The sequence below is a fragment of the Treponema primitia ZAS-1 genome (assembly GCF_000297095.1).
Classification (GTDB): domain Bacteria; phylum Spirochaetota; class Spirochaetia; order Treponematales; family Breznakiellaceae; genus Termitinema; species Termitinema primitia_A.
Genome location: NZ_AEEA01000037.1, coordinates 1 through 20,027, shown reverse-complemented (window position 1 = coordinate 20,027; position 20,027 = coordinate 1). Strand labels below are relative to the sequence as shown.

General features: G+C 50.4%; 19 protein-coding genes. 15 read left to right on the top strand and 4 right to left on the bottom strand.

Going from position 1 to position 20,027, the window contains the following annotated elements:
- Positions 1 to 135: 135 nt before the first annotated feature.
- The 7 genes from TPRIMZ1_RS0105775 (at position 136) to TPRIMZ1_RS0105745 (ending at position 7,716) form a co-directional block, all read left to right on the top strand.
- Positions 136 to 1,155 (top strand): sugar ABC transporter substrate-binding protein, encoded by a 1,020-nt coding sequence (locus tag TPRIMZ1_RS0105775; protein ID WP_010256237.1) that lies wholly within the window; start codon positions 136 to 138, stop codon positions 1,153 to 1,155.
- 29 nt (positions 1,156 to 1,184) lie between these two features.
- Positions 1,185 to 2,732, top strand: coding sequence for a sugar ABC transporter ATP-binding protein (locus tag TPRIMZ1_RS0105770; RefSeq protein ID WP_051004286.1), 1,548 nt, complete (start codon positions 1,185 to 1,187; stop codon positions 2,730 to 2,732).
- Entirely contained in the window at positions 2,732 to 3,733 is a 1,002-nt protein-coding gene (locus TPRIMZ1_RS0105765; RefSeq protein WP_051004285.1) for an ABC transporter permease, read from the top strand. Before TPRIMZ1_RS0105770 ends, TPRIMZ1_RS0105765 begins: the two co-directional genes overlap by 1 nt.
- A 3-nt stretch (positions 3,734 to 3,736) precedes the next feature.
- Entirely contained in the window at positions 3,737 to 4,585 is an 849-nt protein-coding gene (locus tag TPRIMZ1_RS0105760; protein WP_010256231.1) for a hypothetical protein, read from the top strand.
- A 28-nt stretch (positions 4,586 to 4,613) separates the two neighbouring features.
- Positions 4,614 to 5,537, top strand: coding sequence for a hypothetical protein (locus tag TPRIMZ1_RS0105755; RefSeq protein WP_010256230.1), 924 nt, complete (start codon positions 4,614 to 4,616; stop codon positions 5,535 to 5,537).
- A gap of 149 nt (positions 5,538 to 5,686) precedes the next feature.
- The gene (locus TPRIMZ1_RS0105750; RefSeq protein WP_010256229.1) at positions 5,687 to 6,691 is read left to right on the top strand and encodes a diguanylate cyclase domain-containing protein; all 1,005 of its coding nucleotides are present in this window, start codon (positions 5,687 to 5,689) and stop codon (positions 6,689 to 6,691) included.
- Positions 6,688 to 7,716 carry a GGDEF domain-containing protein gene (locus TPRIMZ1_RS0105745; protein WP_010256228.1) on the top strand — a complete coding sequence of 343 codons (1,029 nt, stop codon included), beginning with the start codon at positions 6,688 to 6,690 and terminating at the stop codon, positions 7,714 to 7,716. Before TPRIMZ1_RS0105750 ends, TPRIMZ1_RS0105745 begins: the two co-directional genes overlap by 4 nt.
- On the opposite strand, the gene TPRIMZ1_RS0105740 is transcribed toward TPRIMZ1_RS0105745, so the two are convergent.
- Positions 7,713 to 8,570, bottom strand: a complete 858-nt coding sequence (locus tag TPRIMZ1_RS0105740) for a DMT family transporter (protein ID WP_010256227.1) — start codon at positions 8,568 to 8,570, stop codon at positions 7,713 to 7,715. The two genes, TPRIMZ1_RS0105745 and TPRIMZ1_RS0105740, sit on opposite strands and share 4 nt — an antisense overlap.
- Before the next feature lie 28 nt (positions 8,571 to 8,598).
- Here TPRIMZ1_RS0105740 and TPRIMZ1_RS0105735 point away from each other — a divergent pair, with 28 nt between their 5' ends.
- From TPRIMZ1_RS0105735 to TPRIMZ1_RS0105725, 3 genes are read left to right on the top strand one after another with little or no spacing between them, the layout of a single operon-like run.
- Positions 8,599 to 9,345 (top strand): nicotinamidase, encoded by a 747-nt coding sequence (locus TPRIMZ1_RS0105735; protein ID WP_010256226.1) that lies wholly within the window; start codon positions 8,599 to 8,601, stop codon positions 9,343 to 9,345.
- On the top strand, positions 9,342 to 10,802 hold the full coding sequence (locus tag TPRIMZ1_RS0105730) for a nicotinate phosphoribosyltransferase (protein WP_010256225.1): 1,461 nt from the start codon (positions 9,342 to 9,344) through the stop codon (positions 10,800 to 10,802). The genes TPRIMZ1_RS0105735 and TPRIMZ1_RS0105730 overlap by 4 nt, the downstream gene beginning before the upstream one ends.
- Positions 10,795 to 12,477, top strand: coding sequence for a nucleoside kinase (locus TPRIMZ1_RS0105725; protein WP_010256223.1), 1,683 nt, complete (start codon positions 10,795 to 10,797; stop codon positions 12,475 to 12,477). Before TPRIMZ1_RS0105730 ends, TPRIMZ1_RS0105725 begins: the two co-directional genes overlap by 8 nt.
- Before the next feature lie 15 nt (positions 12,478 to 12,492).
- On the opposite strand, the gene TPRIMZ1_RS20430 is transcribed toward TPRIMZ1_RS0105725, so the two are convergent.
- Positions 12,493 to 12,657 (bottom strand): SUMF1/EgtB/PvdO family nonheme iron enzyme, encoded by a 165-nt coding sequence (locus tag TPRIMZ1_RS20430; protein WP_010256222.1) that lies wholly within the window; start codon positions 12,655 to 12,657, stop codon positions 12,493 to 12,495.
- Between the two features lie 143 nt (positions 12,658 to 12,800).
- Positions 12,801 to 13,133 carry a type II toxin-antitoxin system HicB family antitoxin gene (locus tag TPRIMZ1_RS0105715; RefSeq protein WP_010256220.1) on the bottom strand — a complete coding sequence of 111 codons (333 nt, stop codon included), beginning with the start codon at positions 13,131 to 13,133 and terminating at the stop codon, positions 12,801 to 12,803.
- A 190-nt stretch (positions 13,134 to 13,323) separates the two neighbouring features.
- Here TPRIMZ1_RS0105715 and TPRIMZ1_RS0105705 point away from each other — a divergent pair, with 190 nt between their 5' ends.
- Positions 13,324 to 15,147: a methyl-accepting chemotaxis protein gene (locus TPRIMZ1_RS0105705; protein ID WP_010256217.1), complete on the top strand. Its 1,824-nt coding sequence runs from the start codon at positions 13,324 to 13,326 to the stop codon at positions 15,145 to 15,147.
- A gap of 18 nt (positions 15,148 to 15,165) precedes the next feature.
- Positions 15,166 to 16,347 (top strand): DNA polymerase IV, encoded by a 1,182-nt coding sequence (gene dinB, locus TPRIMZ1_RS0105700; protein WP_010256213.1) that lies wholly within the window; start codon positions 15,166 to 15,168, stop codon positions 16,345 to 16,347.
- Between the two features lie 10 nt (positions 16,348 to 16,357).
- Here dinB and TPRIMZ1_RS0105695 read toward each other — a convergent pair whose 3' ends face one another.
- A complete protein-coding gene (locus tag TPRIMZ1_RS0105695; RefSeq protein ID WP_026043550.1) occupies positions 16,358 to 17,755 on the bottom strand; it encodes a bifunctional folylpolyglutamate synthase/dihydrofolate synthase in 1,398 nt (465 codons plus the stop codon).
- 120 nt (positions 17,756 to 17,875) lie between these two features.
- On the opposite strand from TPRIMZ1_RS0105695, the gene TPRIMZ1_RS0105690 reads away from it, so the two are divergent.
- The 3 genes from TPRIMZ1_RS0105690 to TPRIMZ1_RS18525 all read left to right on the top strand — a co-directional run.
- Positions 17,876 to 18,646: a carbon monoxide dehydrogenase accessory protein CooC gene (locus TPRIMZ1_RS0105690; protein ID WP_010256208.1), complete on the top strand. Its 771-nt coding sequence runs from the start codon at positions 17,876 to 17,878 to the stop codon at positions 18,644 to 18,646.
- A gap of 59 nt (positions 18,647 to 18,705) precedes the next feature.
- A complete protein-coding gene (locus TPRIMZ1_RS0105685; RefSeq protein WP_010256205.1) occupies positions 18,706 to 19,650 on the top strand; it encodes a methylenetetrahydrofolate reductase in 945 nt (314 codons plus the stop codon).
- A gap of 122 nt (positions 19,651 to 19,772) precedes the next feature.
- Positions 19,773 to 20,027: formate--tetrahydrofolate ligase (locus tag TPRIMZ1_RS18525; protein WP_010256201.1), on the top strand; the 255-nt coding region annotated here is incomplete at its 3' end.

Below are 20,027 nucleotides of genomic sequence, written 5' to 3'. Positions count from 1 at the left end.
TCTTACAGTTTTTATGTCTCTATTGTGCAGGAGTAATAATGTTAAAAATAATGGTTGCATTTTCAAGAAACCTATGGTAAAACAGAATGAATAAGCGCTATTATAAATTGCGTGTATTTTGTCGAGGAGGAAAAAATGGAGAAGAGAAAATGGATAGTTGCGGCTTTTACGGCAGTTTTCCTTATTATGGGTTTGACTGCCTGTAACAGGAATAAAGGAACGGCAAACGGTTCGGACTCCGGTGAAAAGCAGTTCACCATCGCCATCGTGCTGCTGGAAGCAACGGGCGGTAATCTTAACGTAAGGGTCGCCATCGAAAAATTTGCCAAAGAGCGCGGGTACAAAACAATGTACACGGTGTACGAGAATGACAACGAAAAATGTATGGCCGCTGTTCAGGCATACATTCAACAGAAGGTAGATGTAATATTCGTCTATACCATTGACGTAGCCATGCAGAAAACTGTGCAGGATATGTGCGATGCCGCAGGGATCCATGCGGCGTTTACCGGATCAATGGAGTCACAGTATGTTACGGTGGTCGATAACGAATATGATCAGGGCATGGCCGGTGCAGAGCGCCTCATTGAAGCCGCTGAAGCAAAATGGGGCAAAGATACGGATATTGACTTTGTTATCCTTACGGAAGCGACAGAAGTCGGAACCGGTAACCGCATTCGTATGCACGAGGCTATCTATCCTGCAATTAAGGCGCGTTGGCCGAAATTGAAGGATAGTGATTTTCTATGGGTAGACTGCGCGCTTGATCTGCTGCAAGCCACCACCGACATTACCAACGCTCTCGCATCCCATCCGAATGCAAAGAAAATTCTTATTCCCACCTTTTTCAATTCCTCGGGAGCCCAGGGCGCTATGAACTCTCTTATTACATCAAACAGGTTGGATCAGGCGCTTGTCATGAGTTATCATATATCCGACAAGGCAACGATTCAATATATGATTGACTATCCGCAAGTCTGGATAGGAACCTATTACTTCCCCGGTGATTCTTACGCTAAGCCGCTGTTTGAAAAAGCCTTTGATCCCTGGTTCCGAGGGGAAAAAGTAGAACCCGGTCTTTTGTATTGTGAATTTTTCTGGGTAACAAAGGATACCATTGATGATTGGCGTCCGTATGCCTTTGAAGTTCAGTAAAAGTAACGAAGACAGCCATGGCGCAGTTCATGGCTGCCGAATTTGGGGAGCCTATGGAAAACGACGGTAACAGCAATGCTGGTTTAGGCAAAGAAATATTGCGTTTGGTGGATATTGATAAATCCTTTCCGGGTGTACACGCGGTAAATAAAATCAGTTTTACCCTGCATGATAATGAGATTGTCGGTATTTGCGGGGAAAATGGCGCGGGGAAATCCACCTTGCTTAAAATGATTTCCGGCGTCTATCACCAGGACTCCGGAGAGATATATTACCTTGGCGAGAGAGTCGATTTTAGAAGCCCTGAACAGAGTATTCGCGCCGGTATCAGTATTATCTATCAAGAATTGAGTAACCTCGATAATCTGACCGTCGCAGAAAATGTGTTCCTTGGCCGGTACCCCCTTACCCACGGCATTGTTGACTGGAAACGGCTCAACAGGGATGTTAAGGAGCTGATGTCGAGGTATAACCTTGACATCCCGCCTACCGCGTTGATGTCGTCGCTCCATATGGCGGAAAAGCAGCTGGTGGAAATCGTCAAGTCAATTTCTACGCATTCCCGGGTTATTATTATGGATGAACCCACATCATCCTTGGGTATTGATAACGTTGCTAAGTTGATGGACATTGTCCGCCGTGTCCATGCCGATGGCATATCCTTCATTTTTATTTCCCACCGGCTTGATGAGTTGATTGAAATCTGCGACCGTATCGTGGTTCTCCGGGACGGATCGTCCGTGGCCAGTTTTGAGAAAAAGGACTTTGACAAAAGCGCTCTGGTTGCCCAGATGGTCGGCCGTGAAATGAAGCAATTCTATACAAAGATCGATATTGAAAAAGGCGATACGGTTCTGGAACTGGACAAGGTAAGTACCCGGACTCTGCGCAATGTTTCCTTGAAGGTTCAGAAAGGCTCAATTGTCGGCCTATATGGCATGGCGGGCAATGGGCAGGATGATATATTACGTTTGATTTTTGGCTTAAAAACCGTGCATACCGGAACAATAAAATTATTTGGTAAACCCTATATACCAAAAAATCCGGAACACGCCATTCAGAGCGGGGTAGTATATATATCTGAAGACAGGCGCGGCACCGGATTATCCTTAATCCACACCATCCGTGATAATATCGGCATGGCCAACTTTTCCACTTTTTCCCGTTATGGCATTATGAACTGGAAAGGCCTTACAAAATCCGCGGGGGAATGGATGGATAAGCTTAAGATAAAAGCGCCCTCCATTAACACGGTGACGGGGAATCTGTCCGGCGGGAACCAGCAGAAGGTAATTCTGGGAAAATGGATAGAAAATAAACCCCGCATTATTTTGTTTAACGAACCTACCCGCGGTATTGATGTTGGCGCTAAATACGAACTGTTTCAGATTGTGCAGGAACTCTGTAAGGAAGGGATCGCCGTTTTGATGATTTCGTCCGATATGCTGGAAATGCTCAGTATGGCGGATAGTATTTATACCGTATGTGAAGGTATGGTTACCGCTTGTTTTGGACAAAAAGAAGCCACCCAGGAAAAACTACTGCGTGCGGCAATTAATTTGACGGAGGAAAAATAATGGCGTTGTTTAATAAAGCAGAGGATGGTGCGGGACAAACGAATAGCCTCCAAAGAAATAAATTCAGTCTAAGCCAAGTGAGCAGTCTTACCATGCTTCTTGTCAGTTTGATTGCTATGTTTGTTGTCTTTACCATTCTTTCGCCCTACTTTATGACGGTTTCCAATATGGTAAATCTGCTGCAGCAGGTGTCGGTTCTGGGAATTGCGTCCGCCGGTATTACCCTGGTAATCCTTTCCGGTAACCTGGATTTGTCCGTTGGTTCGGTTATGGCCATAGTGGCGGTTTATACCGCCTACATTATTCAGCTAACAAACAATTGGGTAATAGGGCTAATCGGCGGTTTTTTAATCGGTGTATTGTGCGGTTTTATAAACGCCGGGATGATCAATGCCCTTAAGATGAATCCCCTGATTGTGACCCTTGGTATGCAGAGCGTATTGCGTGGTCTAGCCCGTCTGCGCAACAAGGGTGTAAACATACCGATCTTCGATACAAGTTTTCGTTTTATCGGGCAGGGCCGGATTTTTGGCATACCGGTGGTGGTATATATTCTCATCATTCTTTATATATTGATGTATTTTGTTATGCGGTATACCACCTTTGGACGGAAAGCCTATGCGGTGGGGGGCAATGTAATGGCAAGCCACTATTCCGGCATCAATGTTATGTTTGTTTCGTCCGCCATCTATATTTTGGCAAGTACCCTGGCGGGTGTGGCGGGGCTTTGTAACGCCGCCATTGTCGGCACCGGCGCTCCGGCAACCGGGGAGACAACGCCGATGGATGCCATTGCGGCGGTCGTTTTAGGCGGCGCGTCCCTTGCCGGCGGTAAGGCCAGCATGGTTGGTACCTTCGTGGGGGTAGTACTTTTGGGTTGTATTTCCAACGGCTTAACGCTGCTGGGGGTAACCAGTTTTACCCAGCTTGTGGTTAAGGGCGCAATTCTGTTGTTGGCAGTGTTCATTGATGTGACTAAAAACCGCGGTAAAAAGGAGTAGTGTATGAACGAGAGGGCAAAGAAGCGGCAGGCTCTTTTACTCGCCATGGATACGTATCTTGAAGCGTTGATTGATAAAAAACCGGAAAATGCGCCGGTATCGCCTAAATTGAAAATGACCAATAACGGGGAAACCGTAAAAATAGGCGACACACAGATTTGGAAGAACACCCTGCTGATAAAAGAACGGCAGACCTTCGCCGATCCGGACACCGGGGAAGCGGTTTTTTTCGGTACCTTCACCAATATGCTTTCGGATAACAGCGTAACCCGGTATATTCCACAGCAGCTCTATGCGTTTTGGGCAACGGTTATCATCAGAATTAAAGTCGAAAACAGCTTAATTATCGAATTGGAAGAACTGGTCAATGATCGGCAGCTGCGGGGTTTCCCTGCGTTGAAGAAAGACATTGTTCTGCCGGACCCGAACTTTGGCTGGTATGTGCCGGAGGGGGAACGCAGTACCAAAGAAGAAATGATAGCGCTCATTGATAATTATTGGGACTGCGCTTCGGGCTTAAAGCCAATTGAAAAATTACCCGCCCATCCGGATGTGCAGCGTTTTGAGGAAGGGTATCGTACCACAAATCACCTGCATTCTTTCCGCGGAGATTTTAAGCATAATACTACGTTCCGCTGGGATGTTTTGCAGGAAAACCGCCGCTATCCGGTTGTTGATCCGGAACACGGTACCATAGTCAGCTATTGTATGATGGAGAATAATGTTGCGGACCCGCAAACACGGGAATTTAAACGCGGCGCCCTGGTAGTGGAGGCTTTCCGTATTGAATGCGGTTTGATTTACCGGCTCTTAGCCATGTTCCCGTTCCTGGATGATAAAATCGGCTGGTAGCCAAAATTGTGTTTACAAGGAGAAATTTATGCAAGTGGTACATTTTAAAGAGGAGTATTCTAAAAATAAATATAAGGTTGATCCGAACACACTGGATCTAAAATTTTTGCGTGAAATTTGCACCGGGGAATTCGACGCAAAAAAATATTTTAATGAGTCAACGATATATAAGAAAACAGTTTTTCTGGATGCCCCTAACGGACATTTTGAAGGGACTGCGGAAATTAACCGGTTTGCAAAAAATTGGCTCAAGGATTTTAAGGCAACAAAAGCGGAGGTTCATCCTGTTATTCAGACTATTGCCGGCGGACATATCTGTAATGAGTTGGAGATTCATTTTCATCTTGCCAAGGGTGGTGTCAGCAAGGTGCCCATGACCATTTTTTCAGACCCAATAGGGGAAGATAAACTTGAAGGAATGCGCATATATTTCTTCTATCAATTTCTGCCCGGGGCTATTCCTTACCGGAAACCGATTTTTCGTCCCGTTGTTAATAGTTGGGCGAGTCCTGCGGTTATGACCGGGGCTGTGCGTTACTACTACGAACAGCTGCACAATTACCGTTCCTCCGAGGCGATTGATAACATTGTTGCCATGTGTACCGAAGATGTTCACTATGGCGGCTACCGGCCTGATGAAGCGGAACCGCTTTTTATCGGGAAAGAAGCCCTGCGTAAGGTATACGATGGCATTATGGTAAATGTTCCCTGGAATAACTATGTTCGTTTTGAAACATTTTGCGATGATGGGGTAACCTGCTGTACAGAGTGGACCATTGTTGTACGAAAGACTGCCTTAAAAGACGGGTTTATCAACTTTGCCGGGTGTGCAATGTACGAACGCGCCAAAGACGGCAGGCTTTACTCTATCCGCATCAACGATAACGCAGGGTTTGACCCGGGCATAGATCGCAATACCATATCCGACGGCGACTGGTTTATTGACAGTTAACCGACCGCATCCTCACCCCTGTCCCGCTGTTCCTTCTAAATGGTATTAGCGGCCCCTAGTAAGCCCCTAAAAAAGTTCGCTCGCCGGCTGTGGCTGTGTTGTAGCTTTTTTGACGTTTGTGGTATACTTGCGGGAAAAGAGGACAGGAAATGAATAAACCAACGGCTCCACTAGACTTGGATTCTTCCCCCATATTGCAGGCGGAAATTTTTTCCGCCCTCCTCGAAATGGAGCGGGAAATTGCTGCCAACCATTCGAGCATATTGCAGCTGCGTAGGGGAGCCAGGCTTTTTTCCGCCGGTGAAAGGGCGGAACATTTTTACCTGCTTTTGGAGGGTGAAATCCGTATCTTCCGGTCCCAGGAGGAAGGCGGTATCGATGAAATGGCCCGGTTTACCTCCGGGGATATCATCGGAGACTTTGACTTTGCCCGGCGTGGGGATTTCGATGCCAATGCCGAAGCGGCAAAGGATTCGGTGGTGATCCTCTTTCCCGCCTATGGTATCACCCTGGAAGATTTTGCCCGGGAAGACCCCGCTGCGGTATCCCGGGTACTTCTGGGATCGATTTTGATGCTCACCAGCCGTATCAAACGGATTCAAAAGGTTATTGTGGAGAACATATCCTGGGTCCAGGAGCTGAATCGCAGGGCCTATGAAGACCCCGTGACCGGACTCTGGAGGCAATCCTACCTGACCGCTGAGCTGAACCAGCTCCTGGAGGTCCCTACTGCCCTGATCATCCTGAAACCGGACCGGTTTCAGCAGCTGTTGGATACCTACGGCAATGCCGTAGGGGACGAAACCATGGTTCGGATTGCCATGGTATTAAAAAACATAGTCCGCCGGCTTGGCCGGGGTTATGCCCTGCGTTTTAAGGGCAATGAGGTGGGTCTTTTGATGAATAAGACCAGCCACAGCCAGGCGGAGGAGATAGCGAAAGAAGTGGCTGCGGCTATCAACGCCTTTAAGCCCCTTCCTCTCAAGGGAACGGAAGAGGCCTATACTTTTTCTGCTACCATATCCTATGGAGTCTGGCCTGAGGATGAGCCCCTTTGGGAATCCTTTTTCACGGGTAATTTTTCCCTTCTGCGTGAAGCCAGACAGAATGGGGGAAACCACATTGTCCATTATCAACGGGGAGCGGTGAAATGAGCGATCAAACCAGTGGGAATAACGGTGAATTAGTTCCATTTTTTGCAGACCCGGTGCTGATCAATTCCCCGCTTTTTTCGAGCCTCAGTGATCTGGAATTTAATGCGGTCACTACTTTTCTGGAACGTCGGCCTATAAAACGGGGCGCCGTTATTTTTAATGAAGGGGATGCGGGGGAGGAGATGTTCGTCCTTCTTTCGGGGGATCTGAGCGCCTTTGTTGCCCAGTCCGATGGAACCCCCCGCTATATGTTCAGCATACCCCCGGGGGATTTTTTTGGGGAGATGTCCATCATCGCCAACGAACCCCGGTCAGCCACTATCAGCGCCAAGGAAGATTCGGAGCTGGTGGTACTCCAAGCCCTTGATTTCTACCGTATCATCTATATGCATCCCATGATCGGTGTAAAGATGCTCTTTGCCATTGCCGGGGTCCAGAATATCTGGCTGGACAGAACCGCCCAGCATCTGCGGGACCTGATGAGCTGGGGGGAAACTGCCCGCCGCCGGGCCATTACCGACGATCTTACCGGGCTCTATAACCGCCGTTTCCTGGATAATTCCATCAAGGAGCGGATTAAAAACGGCTCCCTAGAACTGAGGAAGATGTCCCTCATGGTGATGGATCTGGACAATATCCATGAGATAAATGACCGCTACGGTTCCCACGCTGTGGACCGGATACTGGTTACCGTGGCGGATGTAATCCGGGGCATAATGCGCACCGGAGACATTTGCGCCCGGCTTGATGGGGATGAATTCGCCATACTTTTGCCCGATGTAAATGTAGAAGTGGCAAAAAGTATCGCCGAACGGGTCCGAGAGCTGGTGTCTATTCAGAAAATTATCGTGGCAAGTTCTGAAGAAAGCAGGGAGCCGGTAACCCTTTCCATACACACCAGCATTGGTATTGCCGAAGCCCCCACCCGCCTTGAGGCTGAGGACGAAATCAAGGTGATCGACCGGGCTTTAGCAGCCCTGCGGAAGGCCAAAGAGGGTGGGAAGAACAGGGTAGAAGTGGGCTAGGTTTTGGCGTTTCCCTCTTTTACGGTGATTGATGAAAGGATCACCGCAGTAACGATGATGCCCCCTCCTATAAGGGTAAAAACGCCGGGTTTTTCCCCGGTAACGATTAGAACCCAGACCGGATTCATAACCGGTTCTACCACGGCGATAAGCATGGCCTGTACCGCCCGGACCCGCCGGATTCCATAGGCAAAAAGCAGCCCGGCAGCGCCGTTCTGCACTATTCCCAGGAAGAGGATCGCCAGGATATTCCCCGCCGTAGGCGCCGGGGGGGCGATAAACAGAAAGGGGATACAGGCAATAACGGTGAACCAGTGGGAAAGAATCAAGGCGTCCGCCGGATTTCCCTCCCTTTGCATACGCATAAGAACCGAGTACAGCCCAATGCTAATCCCCGCAAGTACCGCCAGGCAGTCTCCGAGGAAGGAGCCTCCCGCGAGGCCTTCCCTGAAAAAGAGGAGCAGTCCCACAAGGACCGCTCCCAGGGCGATCCAGTGCCCGGTCTGCGGTTTTTCCTTCGCCAGGATCCACCCAAAGAGGGCTGCCCATACGGGGGCGCTGTATTGTAAAAGAATAGCGTTGGCCGAGGAGGTCAACTTATTGGCAGCAACAAAGAGGATCATGGTAGCTGCGTAGCTGAGGGCGGCCCCAAAAAAAGCCGGGCGGGGAGCTTTGCCCCAGCGCTTCCGCCGCCCCATACGCCCCGCAGCTATCATGAAAAGGGCGGCGAAAAGACTTCGTATTCCCGCAATTACCATGGGATGCCAGTTGATTATTTTGATGAATAGCCCGGCGGTGCTCCAGAAGAATGCACAGGCTGCGATGGTTAATTGCCCTTTTACATTTTGAGTCATTGTTGTATTATAAGGGCTAGGAGAATGTATGGCTATCGATATTGGGGAAGCCGCCCTGATAATGGTTGATGTGCAGAACGATTTTTGTCCCGCCTATACCGGGAAGGATGGGAAGCAAAGGCCCAACGGGGCTTTAGCGGTAAGCCGGGGTTATGAGGTCATTGAACCCCTCAACCTGGCGGCAAAAAGATTTGCCCATGACGGAAACAAGGTTATTGCCTCCCAGGATTGGCACCCGGCTCATCATAGTTCTTTCGCGTCGTCCCACCCGGGTAAAAAAGTGAATGAGATAATTCTCCTCCCGGTTCCGGAATCGGTTCAAAACCCCGGGATCCACCGGCGGGACCCGATACAGGAATATGCCCTCCCGGCGATACAGCAGGTAATGTGGCCGGATCACTGTATCCAGGGCAGTGAAGGCGCTCAGTTTCATGACGAGCTCAATTTGGACTATGTGAATTTGATTATCCGTAAGGGCTATCGGGGGAATCTGGATTCCTATTCGGTGTTTTTTGAAAATGACCGGTACACCTCAACGGGGCTGGATGGATTTTTGAAGGGCCTGGATATTAAGCAGATCTTTATCGGCGGGCTCGCCACGGATTACTGCGTTCTCTATAGCGCCATGGACGCCGTGCGTCTGGGGTATCAGGTGGTTGTCCTTTCCGATGCGGTCTGTGGGGTGAATGTGCCGGAAGGTTCGGTGAAACAGGCCACGAGCCTTATGCGGGGCGCAGGGATTTCCTTCATAACAACCCAGGAAATTCTGGGATGATACACTCGGCCCTGCTTACGGATTTTTATTCCCTCACCATGGCCCAGGGTTATTGGAAGAATAAAATGGATAAGCGGGCGGTCTTCGAGATGTTCTTCCGCCGTCACCCCTTTGGCGGGGGTTTTTCCGTATTTGCCGGCCTGGGCCCCCTTCTGGAAGCCCTGCAGAATTTTTCCTTTTCCGCCGGAGATATCGACTATTTGGAGGGCCTCAAATTTTTTGAGAAACCCTTCCTGGATTATCTCCGGGATTTCCGATTTACCGGGTCTCTCTGGGCTATGGATGAAGGTACGGTGATCTTTCCCCAGGAACCACTGATCCGCGTTTCCGGCGGGCTCATCGAATGTCAAATCATCGAGGGTATGCTCCTCAATATAATCAACTTCCAAAGTCTCATCGCCACCAAGACCGCCCGGGTATGGCTTGCCACGGGCAAGGGCTCGGTGATGGAGTTCGGCCTCCGCCGCGCCCAGGGTCCGGATGGGGCCATGTCCGCTTCCCGGGCGGCATTTATCGGCGGCGCGGCCGGTACCTCCAATGTGCTTGCGGGCAAGGAATTTGGTATTCCCGTCCTGGGAACCATGGCCCATTCCTGGATCATGGCTTTCCCCAGCGAGGAAGAGGCATTCCAGGCCTATGCGGATCTCTACCCCGAATTTCCGGTATTTCTTATTGATACCTACGATACCCTGCGAAGCGGGACGCCTAACGCAATTAAGGTGGGCAAACGGGTGGTGGCGAAGGGGAAAAACTTCGGGGTCCGTCTGGATTCCGGGGATATTCACTACCTTTCGGTTCAGGTACGGAAACGCCTTGATGAGGCGGGTTTTAACAACGCGAAGATTTCTGTTTCCAACGATCTGGATGAGAGCATCATCCAGACCCTTACCGATGCGGGGGCGCCCATCAATTCCTGGGGAGTGGGGACCCGGATGGTTACCGGCGGTGATGAAGCGGCATTTACGGGGGTCTATAAACTTACCGTCCGGGAAGACGCTTCCGGAAAGCTGATACCTGCTATTAAATTTTCGGACAACCCCGAGAAGACCACCAACCCCGGGCTTAAACAGGTTTGGCGGCTCAGGGATAACCAGGGTATGTCCGTGGCGGATGTATTGAGCCTGGAGAACGATGGACTAACGAAATCCCCGGAACGGGGGAACCGCTATGTTTTTTGGCATCCCTCGGCGGACTACCGCCATTTCTATCATACCCTGGATGGGGCAGCAGAGCCCTTGCTCAAACTCCGGCTGGAAAATGGCGAGCCAACATCGCCCCAGCCTTCCCTGGAGGAGATCCGCCGTCATACCAAAGCGGAGCTGGAAACATTTGACAACAGCTACAAGCGGCTCCTTAACCCCCACCTCTACAAAGTTTCTATCACCGAAGAGCTGCGGCAGTTAAAGCTGGATTTGATAGAAGAATACCTGGGAGATCTACGGCCTGAACATGAATGAAGTAGAACTGCGCTTTATTAACCCCAATGATGATGCCGGTACACCCCCTGTTCCCCGCCGCATTCCCTCGGGTACTTCGGCGGCGGATCTGCTTCCGGAACTTCTTCCCGGGGTAGAGATACTGGCGGTTAAGATTAACAACCAGATACTTCCCCTGTCGGTACGGATAGAGATCAACGCCGTCCTTGAACCAATTTTTCCAAACAGTACCGAAGGCGCCATGATCTATCGCCGTTCCCTGGCCTTTCTCCTGGCATTGGCGGGGCAGGAACTCTTTCCCGGCCGGAATCTCCGGATAGGCCATTCCCTGGGAAATGGTTACTTCTATACCTTTGCGGACGAAAAACCCCCATCCGCCGATGAAATTAAAGCTCTGACAGAAAAGATGCATGTTTTGATCCGGGAGGATATCCCCATTACCTGCCGGTACATGGCCTATACGGATGCCCTGGATCAGTTTGAGAAGAACAAACAGACCGATACCAGGATGCTCCTGGAACAGCGCAGTGAATCCAGAATCCGGGTCAACCAATGCAAGGGCTTTTCGGATCTCTACATTGAACCCCTGGCTGCCCGCACCGGTATACTTTCTGTTTTTGAGCTTCTGCCCTACCAGGAAGGGTTTCTCCTCCGCTTCCCCGGGGTAGGCCGTTTTCCAAAAATCGATCCCTTTGAGGATGAGCCCGGGCTTTTTTCGGTGTACCATGAATACAAACGGTGGGGGCGCATCATCGGGGTCCATGCGGTGGGGCATCTTAACAGTCTTGTTGCCAATCGGACTATCCGGGAATATATCCGCATTGCCGAAACCTTCCAGGAAAAAAAGCTCGCCGCAATCGCCGACCGTATCTATGCGCGCAGGGATTCTGTTAAGACCGTGTTAATTGCCGGGCCTTCCAGCTCCGGGAAGACCACTACCGCCAAGCGGCTTTCCGTAGAGCTTAAGGTCCTGGGCATAGATCCCATAGCCATCAGCCTGGATGATTATTATGTGGGTACCGATAAGACCCCCCTGGATGAAAATGGCCAGCCGGATTTTGAATGTCTGGAAGCCCTGGATGTTTCCCTGCTGAATGAACAGCTCCTTACCCTTTTTAACGGCGGGGAAGTGGAGCTTCCCGGTTTTGATTTTGTCGCAGGCCGGCCCCGGGCAAAGGGAAACGGTAAACGGATCAGCATGGGCAGAAGGTCCATGCTGATCATCGAGGGTATCCACGGCCTTAACGACGCTCTGACATCCCGGATAGATCAGAGTAATAAGTTTAAGGTCTATATTTCCGCTCTTACCCAGCTTAACCTGGACGATCATAACCGTATCCCCACCAGCGACAACCGTCTTTTGCGGCGCATAGTCCGGGACTATCAGTTCCGGGGCAAGGATGCCGCGGCAACCATCAGGATGTGGCCCAGCGTTCAGGCTGGGGAACGGAAACACATTTTTCCCTTCCAGGAAGGGGCCGACATGGTCTTTAACTCCGCCCTGGACTATGAGCTGGCGGCGCTTAAGTTTATCGCCGAACCCCAGCTCCGCAGGGTAAAACCCAATATGCCGGAATACGCAGAAACGGTGCGGCTCCTGGCTTTTCTGGAAAACTTCGCCCCCATCCCGCCCCAGTATGTGCCCGGACAGAGCATACTCCGGGAGTTTATCGGCGACAGTGAATTTGAGTACTGAAAATTATTCTGTTGTTTATTCCGCGGATCGGGCTATCCGGAAGCCCAGGTTATTACCGTTCGTAACCGTGGTATTGAAAGACCGGTAGGCGGAACGCAGGGACTTTGCGGAGGATGACCAGGCGCCGCCCCGGTTTATACGCTCCGTACCCAGCTCGGGGCCGATGGGGTCCTGCGCCAATAGGCAGGCATATTACCATTCCGCTTCGGTAGGCAGCGTCCGGAATTTATATTTTTTTAAACCATTCTTTATTTATTTCTATTTTCTTTTCTATTTTTATTATTAAACCTAATTTTAATTCTTTTATTAAATTTATAAATGTATCATGAAATCTTTGATAGTATGTATTGATTTAATGAAACCCCTTCTTCAGCTGATTTTATGACCAAATTCTTGTGTATTTCCGATGGTACCCTTAAAGTCAAATTCCCCTTGAATTTTTTTAGTCCAAATGGTTCCGGAATAAGTTCGTTTTCTTCTTCCATCCATTTTATGCTCTCCGTTACTACCTTTTCAATTTCCATTAATGCCTTTCCGGCCGTATTTCCATGCGCCATTAACGATGGAAATTCCAGACAATGCGCTATATGAACATTGTCTTCTGCAGACCATTCTACCCGATACGTATATTTGTCAATTAAACTATTTTTTACCATTCTTGTCCTCCAAAATTTTCTGTACAAATTTGTAACAAATCCACAAATTTTACATTTTTTGGATTTGCTAAAACATCCTTTCCCATGGTCATATGATAGCGTATATGCTATCATATATCAAGAAGACAATTCAAATACTTCTTCCAAAAACTGTAAAGAAATGATAAGATTCCATAATTAAGGAGCTTGTATGAAAAAGGTCATATCCCTAAAAACCCAATTTGTCGTATTTTTTGCGATTTTTATTGTAGCCCTAAGCGCAATTATCACGATTATGGCCCTGCGGGAAAGCATGGCTGTGGCGTCCTCCGTCTTTATTGACCAGGGGACTACCATTACCGACAAGGCTGCCGCTCTGATCGATGGGGATTCCTTTGAGCGCCTGACCAAAACCCTGGACGCAAATGATCCCTTTTATGAGGAAGTCAGACTCAAGCTGTTTGCAATAAAGGAAGACACGGTGGCCGAGTTTCTGTATACCATGGCGCCCGCAGAGGGCAGCATTTATCGGTACATAATTGACGGGAGCGCTCCCCCGACTGATGCGGAAAATTTTACCCCCCTGGGCTTTGAGGAGGACACCACAAGCTACGATCCTGCCTTCGAGAGGACTTGGCGGACCGAGCTTGCCCAGAGCAGCGGTATGACCCAGCAGGCTGAGTGGGGCTGGATGATATCGACCTATGCCCCCATCCTCAATTCCCGGGGGGATATGGTGGGGATCGTCGGCTGTGATTTTGAAGCGGAAAGTCTCATTGAAATGATAGAAACGCAGACCCTGCGGCAGATAATCCTGGCGGTAGTTTTATCCGCCATCGGCATAGTGATTACCATCGTATTTATGGGGAGGATTTTCCGCCGCCTTGCAGCGGTAAGTGCCATCCTTAAGGAAATATCCGAAGGCGAAGGGGATTTAACCAGGCGCATCACCATTAAACGAATGGATGAGATTGGAACCCTGGCATCATTTTTTAACCAAACCCTGGACAAGATACGGAACATGATCGTTGCCATAAAGGAACATTCCATAAAACTTTCTGATATCGGGAGTGAGCTTGCAAGCAACATGACCGAAACCGCTGCGGCGATAAACCAGATCACCGCCAACATCCAGAGTATCAAGGGCCAGGCGATAAACCAGTCCGCCTCGGTAACTGAAACCGGTTCTACCATGGAGCAGGTAACCATCAACATTGAAAAGCTCAGCGGCCAGGTGGAAGAACAGACCGGCAGTGTGGCCCAGTCATCATCGGCCATTGAGGAGATGCTTGCCAATATTCAGAGCGTTACGGCGACCTTGAAGCGGAACGCTGAAAACGTAGAAGAACTAACCGCAGCCTCCGAGGTAGGCCGCACGGGGCTCCAGGGTGTCTCTGCGGATATTCAGGAAATAGCCAGGGAGTCCGAGGGCCTCCTGGAGATCAACTCGGTGATGCAGAATATCGCCAGCCAGACCAACCTGCTCTCGATGAACGCCGCTATCGAAGCGGCCCACGCAGGCGAAGCGGGGCGTGGCTTTGCGGTGGTGGCCGACGAGATCCGTAAACTGGCGGAAAACTCAGGCCGGCAGTCCAAGATCATCTCGGACACCCTGAAAAAGATAAAAGACGCCATAGACAAGATAACAAAATCGACAAACACCGTTCTTGACCGTTTTGGCGCCATAGACGCGGCGGTGAAGACCGTATCGGATCAGGAGGCGCAGATCCGTAACGCCATGGAGGAGCAGGGACAGGGGAGCAAGCAGATTCTGGACGCCATCGCCAAGCTGAACGACATCACCCAGCAGGTAAAGCAGGGCTCCCAGGAGATGTTTACGGGCAGCAAGGAAGTGATCAACGAAAGCCGAAACCTGGAAACGGTAACCCAGGAGATAACCAACGGCGTAAATGAAATGGCCACCGGGGCAGATCAGATCAATATCGCCATAAACCGGGTAAACACCATCAGCGGGGACAACAAGGAACACATCAACACCCTTACTGCGGAACTGGCCCGGTTCAAGGTGGAGTAGGGGAACTTATTTCGCCCCATGCCCTACTACATCCATGCCGACCTTGATGCCTTTTATGCATCGGTTGAACAGTTAGATCATCCTGAATACTGCGGGCAGCCCGTCATTGTAGGCGGCTTGCCCGGGGATCGGCGCAGCGTGGTGTCCACCGCATCCTACGAGGCGCGGAAATTCGGGATCCACTCCGCCATGCCCGTAGCCCAGGCGTATAAACTCTGCCCACAGGGAATATACCTGCGGGGGAACATGAATCGCTACCGGGAAAAATCGGCGGAAGTCATGGCGGTCTTTGCGGATTTTGCCCCCGATGTCAGGCAGATTTCTATTGATGAAGCGTTCCTGGACATTACCGGCACAGAAAAACTATTGGGTCCTCCGGCCCAGCTTGGGGCTAAACTCAAGGAAGTGGTTCGGGAGAAGACCGGACTTACGGTTTCCCTGGGGCTTGCTTCCAACAGGTATGTCGCCAAAATTGCCTCGGGCATGTCTAAGCCGGACGGTATGTCCGTTGTTGCTGTAGGAGAGGAGGCTGGATTCATGTGCGCCCTTCCGGTTAGCAAAATTTGGGGCGCCGGAAACAAAACCCAGGAACAGTTCAGGAAGTATGGGTTTAAAACCTGCGAAGACATTCACCGTTTGTCTTTAGAAAATCTACGGTCCATCTTCGGCGCCGCCTTCGGTCTTTTTCTGTACCGCGCGGTCCGTGGAGAGGCGGCGGAAGCCTTTGAGAACGAGCGGGGGACCCATTCTATGAGCGCCGAACGCACCTTCCCCTACGATCTCTACGATGAATTTACCATAGAGACCGCCCTGTTTGAAATTTGTGAAACCCTCATGTTCCGCCTTTTGAATCAAAGCTGGCAGAGCAGGACGGTCTCCATAAAGATCCGCTACGAAGATTTTTCCACCGAAAGCGCCCGGGAAACTTTTCCGCGCCCAGTTGGGACCATAGACGAACTGTTTGACCATCTTTCCGTTTTATTTCACCGGAAGTACCAAAGCGGCAGGGGAGTGCGGCTCATCGGCGCAGGGCTTCTGAACCTGGAAACCGGAAACGCCCCCCGGCAGGGAGAACTATTTGATACGGTCAACGAAAAAGAGCGGAACCTGGAAAAATATATCCTGGAAATCAACAAGAAGTTCCCCAACGCAGCGTTACGAAGGGGCCGCTCCATGATGGCCGACGATGAGGAGAAATGAATCTATCCTTCTAGTCCGCCTTGAACTGCGCCCGTATCTCCGCCGCCAGGTAAAACGATCCCGTCCCTAAAACAGGCAGGCATTTCTTCCGGCCTTCTTCCAAAACGTAGTCTATAGCCTTTTTCGTTTCCGGTATAAACAGCAACTCCGGCGTGGAAGCGGCCGCCTTGCCCTGTCTTTGCAGTTCCTTCGCAAATACTTCGTGGACGCCCTTGGGGTCGCTTATTTTAAAAGTCCCCGGGGTGGTGATGATAATCTTGGAAAACCGTGGCGTTAGTATTGCCGCCATGGCTTCGGCGTTTTTCCCGGCGGCGCACCCGAAGATGAATATGCCCCCTTCACCGTAAAGTGCAGTAAAGGTGTTCACACAGAGTTCCACGCTTTTTTCCGTATGCGCCCCGTCGATGATTACCGGCGGTTTTCCGGCGCCCAGCCTTTCAAACCGGGCAGGCAGGGTAAAGCTGCTGAGTCCCTGGCGTATGGTTTCTGCATCCAGGGAAGGGTAGGCGGTTTTTAAGGCGATAACCGCAAGCCCCGCGTTCAGGGCCTGCACGGCGCCGGGTATGCCTACGCTCAGTTTCAGGGGCTCGGAAAAAAATCCACCGGTCTTAAAGGACAGGGTAAAATCCGTACCACCGTCCCGGATTGTAAGATCCCTGATTTCCGCAATATCGGGGAAGTAGAGCAGGGGAGAATTCTTTTCCGCTGCGGTCTTCCGGAAAACCGCCAGGGCTTCGTCGCACTGTTCCGCCAGGATAAGCGGTTTCCCGCGCTTGATGATCCCCGCCTTCGCCCAGGCTACCTCAGTAATGGTATTACCCAGAAATTCCGTATGCTCCAACTCTATGACGGTGATTATCGTGACAAGGGGATCAACAATGTTGGTGGGGTCCAGCCTGCCCCCCATGCCGGTCTCCACGGTCATGGCGTTACAGCGGACAATCCGGGCGCAGAGGAAAAAGTACAGGGTTAAAAGTTCAAAGTAAGTAGGGGGGGCGTCGTCCGGGGCATCCCCGGTAAAGATGCGGTACTCGGCCTTCGACGTATCCGACAGGGTATTCGTCAGGTCCCGCAGCTCATTCCCCGCCTCAATGTAGACCTTTTCGTCAAGGAAAGCGCGGTTAAGGCTTATCCGTTCCCGGAAATCCGCTACATGGGGGGATACGTATTGGGCGGCACTATGCCCCGCTGCCTCCAGGATCGAGCTGAGCATCCCCGTAACCGATCCTTTGCCCTTGGAACCCGCTACGTGGAAAGAGGGGGCGCACAATTCGGGGTGTTCCGCCACTGCGGCGATAAGTTCCATCCGCTCGGGACGGAAACTGCTAGGTTTTTGGCCCGCCTCAAGGTTTACAAACCGGTTTAACCAGTCGAATACCTCTTGGGAGGACCTAAATGAAGAGACCATATATTTATAGAATAAAACCTAAAAAGGCCATACCGTCAAGGCCAATTCGGAATATATATATAAAAAAAGCTCGATAAGCGGCGGTTGACAGATAAACCGAGTAGTATTATAGTAGGGAACATGACTTATAGCATTGCCATGGCTGGGAAAGGCGGTGTGGGAAAGACCACGCTCTGTGGTTTGTTCTTAAATTACCTCGCCCAGACCGGGAAAGGCCCCATCCTGGCGGTGGATGCCGACCCAAACTCTAATCTGAATGAAGTCCTGGGGGTGGAAACGACCATAACCCTTGGGGATATACGCGAAGAAATTGCCAAGTCGGAATTTGCCGAAAAAAATCCCATACCACCGGGGATGTCAAAGCAGGAATACGCTAATTTCCGCTTTAGCGCAGCTTTGGTGGAGCTGGACAATTACGATTTGCTGGTCATGGGCCGGACCCAGGGTAAGGGTTGCTATTGCTTTGTAAACGATCTTCTCCGGGATCAGCTCCAGAAGTACTATCAGAATTACAACTATTTAATAGTAGATAACGAAGCGGGGCTGGAGCATATCAGCCGGGGAATTTTGCCCCCGGTGGATCTGATACTCCTGGTAAGCGACTGTTCCCGGCGGGGCATACAGGCTGCGGGCCGCATTGCCGAGATGATAGAACAGTTGGATTTTAAGGCCAACAAGGTCTGTCTCATCGTGAACCGCGCCCCAGGGGGGAAGCTGGAGCAGGGGCTGCTGGACGAAATTGCGGAACAGAAACTTTCCCTTATTGGGGTGATCCCCATGGACGATTCGGTGTACAAGTTCGACGCCGACGGCAAAGCCCTGGTTACCCTGCCGGAGGATTCTCCTATCAAAAAGGCGCTGGGGGAGATCATACAGAAGCTGGGAATATAAAATTTTGTAAACAACGGGATTTTTTCCTGTTTTAAAAGTTTAAAAGAGAGGAGAGGGAAATGAAAGTAGCGGAGATTCTGAAAAATAAGAAGACCCTATCATTTGAGGTGTTTCCACCCAAAGAAAAGGATGGTATTCCGAAGCTGCAAAAAGAGCTGGACCAATTATTCCAATTAAAGCCGGATTTTATTAGCTGCACCTATGGCGCCATGGGCACCAATGTGGGCGAGTCAAAGGAAATTTGCAAATACATCGTTGACCACAAAGTCAATTGTGTAACCCACTTTACGTGTATTGGGAAAACAGCCGCCGAGTTAAAGGCGATTTTTGCGGAATATGTGGCCATGGGGCTTGAAAATAGTCTTGCCATGCGCGGCGATTTTCAGAAAGATCCGGTCACCGGGGACATCAAGTCATCCACCGGCGGCGAATTTGAGCACGCAAACCAGCTTATCAGCTTTTTACACAAGGAATTCCCTCAAATATGTTTTGCCGCCGCAGGTTATCCCGAAAGGCATCTCCTTGCTTCCAGCTTTGAAAGCGACATCAACTACCTCAAGGCGAAACAGGATGCGGGCGCTGAGCTTGTTATGTGCCAGACCTGTCATGATATCCCTGCTTATGAAAAGTGGGTCGCCCAGTGCCGCAAGGCCGGCATCAAACTCCCCTTTGTTATTGGCATTATGCCGATTCTTTCCCGCAGAAATGCTATCGACATGACAATTCCCGGCGCCATTCCGGTGGAACTTTCACGGATCGTCGGTCAATACAGCCCGCCCCCGCCCCCGCCCAAGAGTTCTTCCGAAGAAACCCTCAAACAGTACGACGATCTTACCAAGAAATACGCGGCGGATTTTGAAAAATACGGCATGGAATACACAATCAACGAAGTAAAGAGCTACTTGAAGACTGACCTTCAGGGCGTTCACTTCTACGCTCTCAATAAAGCGGAGAAAGTTGCCAAGATCGTTACCGATGGTAATCTCGTCTCGTTGTGTAAGTAAGATGAGGGGACTGATTTCCAAGAGACGAGGTCTTTGGAATCGTCCCCCTTTTTGTATTGTGGTCGCGCCGTTGGCGCATTGCCCTGATCAGGGCTAATTGTACTAAAGTTGAGGTGAACAGTATGGCAAAAGGTTCAGACGCGGTGAAGAAGTTTATCGGTTCAGACATTGATATCGCCCAAGCGGTTTATCCCGAACACGCCTATGATGTTAATGAAATCGCAGCGAAGTTAAGTATTCCCGAGAAGTATATTGAGCAGTACGGAAAGTACAAAGCGAAGATAGACTACAACTACCTTAACAACGAGCTTAAGGACAAGAAGGACGGCAAGCTCATCCTGGTAACGGCGATTACCCCCACTCCGGCAGGGGAGGGC